9 protein-coding genes are annotated in these 8,987 nt (G+C 68.0%); 4 read left to right on the forward strand and 5 right to left on the reverse strand.

Annotated elements, in window-relative coordinates; translation table 11 throughout:
* The first annotated feature begins 57 nt into the window (after positions 1-57).
* Together ACK59X_RS19275 and ACK59X_RS19280 are read left to right on the forward strand one after the other, a co-directional pair.
* On the forward strand, positions 58-462 hold the full coding sequence (locus tag ACK59X_RS19275) for a diacylglycerol kinase (RefSeq protein ID WP_409959825.1): 405 nt from the start codon (positions 58-60) through the stop codon (positions 460-462).
* Positions 455-1,048 carry a TIGR00730 family Rossman fold protein gene (locus ACK59X_RS19280; RefSeq protein WP_409959827.1) on the forward strand — a complete coding sequence of 198 codons (594 nt, stop codon included), beginning with the start codon at positions 455-457 and terminating at the stop codon, positions 1,046-1,048. Before ACK59X_RS19275 ends, ACK59X_RS19280 begins: the two co-directional genes overlap by 8 nt.
* A 144-nt stretch (positions 1,049-1,192) precedes the next feature.
* Here the strand turns inward: ACK59X_RS19280 and ACK59X_RS19285 are convergent, their stop codons facing one another.
* Positions 1,193-1,531 (reverse strand): P-II family nitrogen regulator, encoded by a 339-nt coding sequence (locus ACK59X_RS19285; RefSeq protein WP_124514797.1) that lies wholly within the window; start codon positions 1,529-1,531, stop codon positions 1,193-1,195.
* A 70-nt stretch (positions 1,532-1,601) separates the two neighbouring features.
* Positions 1,602-3,266, reverse strand: a complete 1,665-nt coding sequence (locus tag ACK59X_RS19290; RefSeq protein WP_409959829.1) for an NAD+ synthase — start codon at positions 3,264-3,266, stop codon at positions 1,602-1,604.
* Between the two features lie 65 nt (positions 3,267-3,331).
* Between ACK59X_RS19290 and ACK59X_RS19295 the strand changes: the two genes are divergently transcribed.
* Positions 3,332-4,594 (forward strand): GNAT family N-acetyltransferase, encoded by a 1,263-nt coding sequence (locus ACK59X_RS19295; protein WP_409959831.1) that lies wholly within the window; start codon positions 3,332-3,334, stop codon positions 4,592-4,594.
* Here the strand turns inward: ACK59X_RS19295 and ACK59X_RS19300 are convergent.
* The gene (locus tag ACK59X_RS19300; protein ID WP_409959833.1) at positions 4,581-5,531 is read right to left on the reverse strand and encodes a LysR family transcriptional regulator; all 951 of its coding nucleotides are present in this window, start codon (positions 5,529-5,531) and stop codon (positions 4,581-4,583) included. The two genes, ACK59X_RS19295 and ACK59X_RS19300, sit on opposite strands and share 14 nt — an antisense overlap.
* Positions 5,532-5,654: 123 nt before the next feature.
* On the opposite strand from ACK59X_RS19300, the gene ACK59X_RS19305 reads away from it, so the two are divergent.
* Positions 5,655-6,542, forward strand: coding sequence for an aldo/keto reductase family oxidoreductase (locus tag ACK59X_RS19305; RefSeq protein ID WP_409959834.1), 888 nt, complete (start codon positions 5,655-5,657; stop codon positions 6,540-6,542).
* A gap of 143 nt (positions 6,543-6,685) precedes the next feature.
* Here the strand turns inward: ACK59X_RS19305 and ACK59X_RS19310 are convergent, their stop codons facing one another.
* Entirely contained in the window at positions 6,686-8,425 is a 1,740-nt protein-coding gene (locus ACK59X_RS19310; RefSeq protein ID WP_409959836.1) for a methyl-accepting chemotaxis protein, read from the reverse strand.
* A gap of 155 nt (positions 8,426-8,580) precedes the next feature.
* Positions 8,581-8,844, reverse strand: a complete 264-nt coding sequence (locus ACK59X_RS19315; RefSeq protein ID WP_409959838.1) for a hypothetical protein — start codon at positions 8,842-8,844, stop codon at positions 8,581-8,583.
* Between the last annotated feature and the right edge of the window lie 143 nt (positions 8,845-8,987).

Raw genomic sequence — 8,987 nt, forward strand, 5'->3', positions numbered from 1 at the left:
TCCGACGTTAAGCCCGCCGTCACAACAGTGCGCGAGAATCGCGGTTTTTCGCTCCCTATGTCCACACCCCAGCCCACCGCCCCCGCCAATCCCCAGAAAGCCCGCACCGGGCTCAACCGCATCTGGCATGCGGCCGGCTATTCGCTGGAAGGCCTGCGTGCCGGCTGGGACGAGAAGGCTTTCCGGCAGGAAGCCATTGCCGCCATCGTGCTGCTGCCCACCTCGCTGTGGCTGGGCAAGAGCTGGGTGGAGGTGGCGCTGCTGGCCGGCTCGGTACTGATCGTGATGATCGTCGAGCTGCTCAACACCGGCATAGAGACCGCCATCGACCGCATCGGCCCCGAATGGCACGACCTGTCCAAGCGCGCCAAGGACATGGGCAGCGCCGCCGTGCTGCTGGCCCTGCTGCTGTGCGTGGGCATCTGGGCAGGGGCCATCTTCCAGAGGATCACCCATGGCTGAACCGGCTTTTTCCATCTGCGTCTATTGCGGCTCGCGCCCCGGCGAGAACGAGGCCTATGCCCAGGCAGCCACGGCCGTGGGTGAGTGGATCGGCGCACACGGCGGACAACTGGTGTATGGCGGTGGGCGCAGCGGCCTCATGGGCACGGTGGCCGAGGCCACGCGCCGGGCGGGCGGCCGTGTGGTCGGCATCATCCCCCAGGCCCTGGTGGACAAGGAGCTGGCCAACCGGGCCTGCGACGAGCTGCACATCGTGCAGACCATGCACGAACGCAAGGCCATGATGGCCGAGCGCAGCGATGCCTTCATCGCCCTGCCCGGCGGTATCGGCACTTTCGAGGAACTGTTCGAGGTCTGGACCTGGCGCCAGCTCGGCTACCACGACAAGCCCCTGGGCCTGCTCAACGTGGCCGGCTACTACGACGGCCTGCTGGCCTTTTTGAACCACAGCGTGGCCAGCGGCTTCATGGGCGAATGGCAGATGGGGCTGCTGCACGCCCATGTCGACGCACCCGCGCTGTTGCAAACCCTGGTGGAACAGGCCAGCAACAACGCAAGCCAGATCCCGCTGCGCTCGGTGATCTGAGCCCACGCTCTACAAAACTGGCGCGCCCAAGGCCAGGACCGCCGCGCAAGGGCCGCCCCGCCGCGCTGGCGGTGTCCCCCTTCCCGAATTGCAACGCAATTCGAGAGAAGGGGGAAGGCGCGAAGCGACTTAGGGGGATGTACCTTATACAGCAGCGTCGTCCAGATCGCCCGTGCGAATGCGCACCACGCGCTCCACGGCGGTCACGAAGATCTTGCCGTCACCGATCTTGCCGGTGCGCGCCACGTTGACGATGGCATCCACGCAGCGGTCCACATCCTCGGACTTGACGACGACCTCGACCTTCACCTTGGGCAGGAAGTCCACCACGTACTCCGCGCCGCGGTACAACTCGGTGTGGCCCTTCTGGCGGCCAAAGCCCTTGACCTCGGTCACGGTCAGGCCGGTCACGCCGCATTCGGCCAGGGCTTCGCGGACTTCTTCGAGCTTGAAGGGCTTGATGACGGCGGTGATCATTTTCATGGCGGGTCTCCTGGAGATGAAAAAAAGGGAACGGCTGCTCGTGGCCTGGGCTCAGGCCGTCAGAACTGCATCAAGCGCGAAAGCTATTGGTGATAGGGTAACGCCAATCCTTGCCGAAGCTGCGGCGGGTGACGCGAATCCCCACGGGCGCCTGCTGGCGCTTGTACTCGTTGATTTGGATGAGCCGGGTCACGCGTTCCACGTCGGCGCGCGCAAAGCCGGCCGCGATGATGGATTCGATGGGCTCGTCGTTCTCCATGTAGCGCGCGACGATGGCGTCCAGCACATCGTAGGGCGGCAGGCTGTCCTGGTCCTTCTGGTCGGGGCGCAGCTCGGCACTCGGCGGGCGGGTGATGATGCGCTCGGGGATCGGGCTGGTACCTGTGCCGTACGGGTCGTGCGCATTGCGCCAGCGGCACAGCGCGAACACGGTGGTCTTGGCCACGTCCTTGATGACGGCAAAGCCGCCGGCCATGTCGCCGTAGAGCGTGCAGTAGCCGGTGGACATTTCGCTCTTGTTGCCGGTGGTCAGCACGATGGAGCCGAACTTGTTGGACAGGGCCATGAGCAGCGTGCCGCGGATGCGCGCCTGCAGGTTCTCCTCGGTCGTGTCTTCCGCCAGGCCGGCGAAATCGCTGGCCAGCGCGGCCTTGAAGGCTTCGAACTGGGGTTGGATGGAAATCTCGTCGTAGCGCACGCCCAGGCGGGCCGCCATGTCGCGCGCGTCGATCCAGCTGATGTCGGCCGTGTAGGGCGAGGGCATCATCACCGCGCGCACCTTGTCGGCGCCCAGCGCATCGACGGCAATTGCCAGCACCAGGGCCGAGTCGATGCCGCCCGACAGGCCCAGCAGCACGCCAGGAAAGCGGTTCTTGCCCACATAGTCGCGCACCCCCAGCACCAGAGTGTCCCAGAGGTCGGCCTCGGCGCTGCGCAACGGGGCGATGTCGCCCTTGAGCACCAGCGGGGCGGTGCCGTTGCCGGACTCCACCTGCACGGTGAACAGCGCTTCCTCGAAGCCCGGGGCGCGCGCAGCCACCGCGCCGTCGGCGCCCAGGGCAAAGGAGCGGCCTTCGAACACCACCTCGTCCTGCCCGCCCACCAGGTGGGCATAGACCAGGGGCAGGCCGGTTTCCTGCACCCGCGCGCGCATGGTGTCCTCGCGCTCGGCACTCTTGCCCAGGTGGAAGGGCGAGGCATTGATCACCGCCAGCAGTTGCGCGCCGGCCGCGGCGGCATCGCGCGCGGGGCCGGCGAACCAGGCGTCCTCGCAGACCAGCACGCCCACGCGCACGCCGGCCACCTCGAACACACAGGGCGCCTCGCCGGCCACGAAGTAGCGGCGCTCGTCGAACACCTGGTAGTTGGGCAGTTCGCGCTTGGCATACGTCTGCTCCACCACGCCGTCGCGCAGCACGCTCGCCGCATTGAAGCAGGCGCTGAAGGCCGGTGCACCGGCGCGCACGGCCTGCGGATGCCCGATCACGATGGCCAGGCCTTTCAACCCCGCAGTCTCACGGGCCACGGTTTTCACGGCATCATCGCAGGCGGCGATGAAGGCCGGGCGCAGGAACAGGTCCTCCGCCGCGTAGCCGCAGACCGCCAGCTCGGGCGTGAGCAGCAACTGCGCACCCCGGGCATGGGCCTCACGCGCCGCGGCAATGATCTTCTGCGCATTGCCGGGCATGTCGCCCACCACGAAATTGAGCTGCGCTGTGCAAATGGAGAGCGTCATGGAACTGGAAGAGGCCGCCAAGGCCAGGTTGAAGACAGCCGCCGATGCAGGCCCGCAGGGCATACATGGCTGAATCGGACATTATCGCCCGCGTACTGGCCTCCCCGCAGGAGGTGGACGCCAATGCCTGGAACGGCTTGCTGGCTTTGCAGAGCCACCCCACGCCCTTTGTACGCCACGAATACCTTGCGGCCCTGCACGAGAGCGGCAGCGCTGTACCGAAACGTGGCTGGACACCCCGCTTCATGACGCTGTGGGAGGGCGATGCGCTGATCGCCGCCTGCCCGCTGTATCTCAAGGCCCACTCCTACGGCGAATACGTCTTCGACTGGGCCTGGGCCAACGCCTACGAGCAGCACGGCGTGCCCTACTACCCCAAGGCCACCATCGCCGTGCCCTTCACGCCCGTCCCCGGCACCCGGCTCATGGCACGCGACGAGGAGAGCCGCACCCTGCTGGTGCAAGCTGTCTGCCAATGGTGCGAGAGCCAGGGTGTCTCATCGGTGCATGTGCTGTTTGCCAGCAGCGACGATGTGAAAACGAGCAGCGAAGAAGGCCTGATGCTGCGCCACACGGTTCAATTCCACTGGAAGAACGTGGCCCCCACGCTCGGCACTGGCGTGTCCTCGCTGCCCCCCGAGGGGGCTCTCGCCGCCTTGGGGCGGCCCGGCGCCGGCTCGACTGCCGAGGACGTTCCGGCCCGTTACACCAGTTTCGACGACTTCCTCGCCAGCCTGGCGCAGGACAAGCGCAAGAAGATCCGCCAGGAGCGCCGCCGCGTGGCCGAGGCAGGTGTCACGTTCCGCTGGTCGCGCGGAGCGGACATCACCACCGCCGACTGGGATTTCTTCTACCGCTGCTACGAGCGTACCTACCTCGAGCACGGCAACCCGCCCTACCTCACGCGCGACTTCTTCACGCGCATGGCCGCCACCCTGCCCGAAGCCTGGCTGCTGTTCATCGCCGAAAGAGATGGCCACCCCATCGCCAGCAGCCTGATCGCACTGGGCGACTACGGTGCCGATGGCCTGGTCGCCTATGGCCGCTACTGGGGCGCGCTGGAGCGCGTGGACTGCCTGCACTTCGAAGCCTGCTACTACCAGCCGCTGCAGTGGTGCATTGCCCACGGCGCGGCGCGCTTCGAAGGCGGCGCCCAGGGTGAGCACAAGATGGCCCGCGCCCTGCTGCCCGTGCAGGCCACCAGCGCCCACTGGATCGCGCACCCGGCATTTGCTGAGGCGGTGGATCGCTTTCTGGAACGCGAAAGCCAGGGGGTGGAGGGCTATCTGGAGGAACTGCAGGGGCGCAGTCCGTTCAGGCAGGGGTAGCGCCCGGCCCCTCAGCCCCTGCGGGTGCGGCTGCGGATTGCTCCCGCACAAAATCCACAAACGCCCGCAGCGGCGCTGGCAGATAACGCCGGCCGGGGTAGTAGAGAAACGGCCCGGTGAAGGGCCGCGCCCAGTCCTCCAGCATGGGCACCAGCGCACCGCTGTCGATCTGGGGCTGCAGCCAGCCTTCGAACATGTGGATGATGCCGCAGCCCGCGCAGGCCGCCTCCACGGCCAGATCCACCCCGGCGGCGATGCGCACGATGAGGGGGCCGCTGGGGTCCACGACCACCACCTCCCCGTCCTTCTCGAACTCCCAGCTGGCCATGCTGCCGCTGGCGAAGCGGCCGCGCAGGCAGGCGTGCTGCATGAGCTCGCGCGGGTGCTCGGGCCGGCCGCGCGCGGCCAGGTAGGCCGGCGATGCGGCCGTGGCCATGCGCTGCCAGCGCGGGCCGATGGGGATGGCGATCATGTCCTGCTCCAGCCGCTCGTCGTAGCGGATGCCGGCATCGCAGCCCTCGGCCAGGATGTCGACAAAACTTTCGTCCACCACCACGTCGAGCCGGATTTCGGGGTAGGCCGCGAGGAAGGGCGGCACGATGGACGGCAGCACCAGGCGCGCGGCGCTGGCGGGCACGTTCAGGCGCAGGGTGCCGGCTGGCCGGTCGCGAAAGCCGTTGACCACGTCGAGCGCGGCCTCGACCTCGCCCAGCGCCGGGCCCAGGCGCTCCAGCAGGCGGGCACCCGCCTCGGTGGGCGCCACGCTGCGCGTGGTGCGGTGGAGCAGGCGCACGCCTAGGCGCGCTTCCAGCCGGCGCACGGCCTCGCTCAGGCCCGATGCGCTGCTGACGCCACCGCTGCCGCGCGCCGCCTCGCGGAAGCCGCCGCTGCGCGCAACGGCGAGAAAGGCGGCCAGATCGCCCAATTGCTCGGCCATGAACAACACCTCCGCTCGATTGTTCGAAATTCAGCACAACCCGTGCACATTCAACCGGCTTATCGTACACACGCTGCGTGCCTACAGTGGACCCATCGACCCATTCATTGCAAGGAGATTTCCATGACAGCCATCGACCAAGCCGGCACCTACGTCCTCGGCAGCCACGCCGTGAAACGCCTGGGCTACGGCGCCATGCAACTGGCCGGCCCGGGGGTGTTCGGCCCGCCCAAGGACCGCGCTGCCGCCGTGGCCGTGCTGCGCGCCGCAGTGGAAAGCGGTGTGGACCACATCGACACCAGCGATTTCTACGGCCCGCACGTGACCAACCAGATCATCAAGGAAGCGCTGCACCCCTACCGCGACGGCCTGACCCTGGTGACCAAGGTGGGCGCGCGGCGCGGCGGCGATGCCTCGTGGCTGCCGGCGTTCTCGAAGGCCGAACTCACGCAGGCAGTGCACGACAACCTGCGCCACCTGGGCCTGGATGTGCTGGACGTGGTGAACCTGCGCGCCATGTTCAGTGTGCACGGCGCCGCCGAAGGCTCGCTGGAGGAGCCGCTGACGGCGTTGGCCGAGCTGCAGCGCCAGGGCCTCGTCCGCCACATCGGCCTGAGCAATGTGACCGCGCGCCAGGTGCAGGACGGGCGCAAGATCACCCCCATCGCCTGCGTGCAGAACATGTACAACCTGGCGCACCGCGAGGACGAGGCCCTGCTTGCGCAACTGGCCGGCGAAGGCACGGCCTATGTGCCCTTCTTTCCGCTGGGCGGCTTCACGCCGCTGCAGTCGGGCGTGCTGTCGGAGGTGGCCAGCGAGCTGGGTGCCACGCCCATGCAGGTGGCGCTGGCCTGGCTGCTGCAGCGCGCACCCAATATCCTGCTGATTCCGGGCACCTCGTCGGTGGCCCACCTGCAGCAGAACCTCGCGGCCGCACAGCTGCAGTTGCCTCCCAGTGCCGTGGAGCGGCTGGATACCCTGCACGGGACGCCGGCAGCCACTGCCCATTGAACGGCGAAGGGTCGCCATGGTGCCAAGCCGAAACGCTCCAATGCACCAAAAAGATCCTATCCGGCATTAAATGCACCAATACGGTGCCATCGGCGGCGGCCCGCTCGCAAGGTGGTCCATTTTGGTGCAACCACCGCTCCGACTCAAAAGCTCTCCCACTCGTCGTCTGAAGCGGCTGTGGTGGCGGCCCGCGCTGCGGCAGCAGGCGGTTTGACGGCAGTCTTCGCGGGGGCAGGTGCCGCCAGCTTGGGGGCAGCACTGGCGACCGGCTTGCGTGCAAGCGGCGGCGGCATCGGAGTCGAAGGGCGCGGGCGAGGAGCGGCGGCGGCCTGGACGGTCGGCGCGTCGGCTGACAGCTTGAACACCTCCACTGCGCCCACCAGCGCCTGGGCCTGGTGGCTCAGGCTGCCGGCAGCGGCGGCCATCTCTTCGACCAGGGCGGCATTCTGCTGCGTGACCTGGTCCATCTGCGTGACCGCATCGCCGACCTGGGAGACGCCCTGGCTCTGCTCGGTGCTGGCCGCGCTGATCTCGCCCATGATGTCGGTCACCCGGCGGATGGCGCTGACCACCTCGGTCATGGTGGCGCCGGCCTTGTCGACCAGGGTGCTGCCCTGCTCCACGCGTTCCACGCTGGCGTGGATCAGGCTCTTGATCTCCTTGGCGGCCTCGGCGCTGCGCCCAGCCAGGCTGCGCACCTCGCTGGCCACCACGGCAAAGCCCCGACCCTGTTCGCCAGCGCGCGCCGCTTCCACGGCGGCATTGAGCGCCAGGATGTTGGTCTGGAAGGCAATGCCGTCGATGACGCCGATGATGTCGGAGATCTTCTTGCTGCTGTCGTTGATGCCCTTCATGGTCTCGACCACTTCGGACACCACATCGCCGCCCTGCACCGCCACGGTGGAGGCGCTCATCGCCAGCTGGTTGGCCTGGCGCGCGTTGTCGGCGTTCTGGCGCACGGTGGAACTCAGTTCCTCCATGGAGGCGGCGGTCTGCTGCAGGGCGCTGGCCTGCTCTTCGGTGCGGATGGACAGGTCGTGGTTGCCCGAGGCGATCTCGGCGCTGGCCGAGGCCACGCCCTGGGCATTGCCACGCACGCCCGAGACCACCTGCGCCAGGTTGTCGCGCATGGCCATCAACCCGCCGAGCAGGTGCGCGATCTCGTCGCGCCCGCTGGTGTGGATGGCCACAGTCAGGTCGCCCCGCGCCACGGCATCGGTGATGTCCACCGCATTGCCCAGGGAGCGCGAGATCTGGCGGATCATGGTGCCGCCCACCAGCACGGCCAGCAGCACGCCCAGCACAACGGCGCCGACCGTCAGCGCCCGGATGGTGCCGTAGCTTTCGGCCGCACGGTCGTATTCAGCCTTGGCCTCGTCGAGCTGCACCTGCATGAGCTGGCCCAGCACCTCCTGCAGCGGATCCATGGCCGGGTACAGCTCCTTGGCGGCAAAGGCGGTGATGGCCGGTACGTCACCCGCCTTGAACAGGCCCACCAGCGTTTCGGTCGCGGCATCGGCCTTGGCCTGCAAGGGTTTGAAGCGGTCCACCAGGGTCTTCTCCTGGGGGGCCAGCTTCGTGGCAAGGTAGGCGCTCCAGTTGGAATCGATGGCCTTGCGCGCGTCGGCCACGGACTGCAGGCCCTGGGCGGCCGTCATGCCGCCATCGCGCACCTTGTGGGCGGCATCGACCACATTGACCGCATACATGTCGGCCACGACCTTGATCTGCTTGAGCGGTACCACCCGGTCGTCGTAGACCGATTTGAGCCCGGCGTTGGACTGCCCCATGCCCAGCAGGCCGGCAGCGCCCACCAGAACCACCAGGCAGCACAGCACCATGAGCAACCCGGCCAGGCGGGTGGATATCTTGAACCGGTTCATGCGGGTCTCCTGAGAGTAACGATCTGTAAACGAGACACCGCAAATTCCAGGCCAACCGCCCGCAAAAATGCGCCCGATAAACAGGTGTTACATGCAACATTCACCCGGCTGTCAGCGAGGGCTCACGCACCCCGCCAGCGCTTTGCGAATGCCTATCAGAAGCTCTCCCATTCATCCTCACCCCCACCAGCCGCCTTGGGTGCGGGTGACGGAGCCGCCTTGGCCGGCGCGGCGGGCGCGGCCGGCCCGGCTGGCGCCCTTGCGGCCTTGGGCGCCGCCAGGCGGCTGATCGCCGGGGCCTTGCTCACCGGCGCCTTCACGGGCGGGCGTGGCGCCGGTGCGGCGATGGGGGTCGCGCTGGCCCGGTGGTCGGCGCCTGCCCCATCCTGCGCCAGCCGGACCACCGCCACCGCGGTCACCCACTCGCCCGCCTGGCTGTTCAGGCTGCTGGCCGCCGCCCCCCGATCATCGGCTGCAACGGCTTGCTACAGCGGGCGCTTGATGGAGCGGCTGAGCCCTACTCCTGCAATGATCTCCCGGGCACTGGCCAGAACCGCCGCAA

The sequence above is a fragment of the Acidovorax sp. genome, assembly GCF_046339755.1.
In the GTDB taxonomy this organism is placed as follows: Bacteria; Pseudomonadota; Gammaproteobacteria; order Burkholderiales; family Burkholderiaceae_C; genus Acidovorax.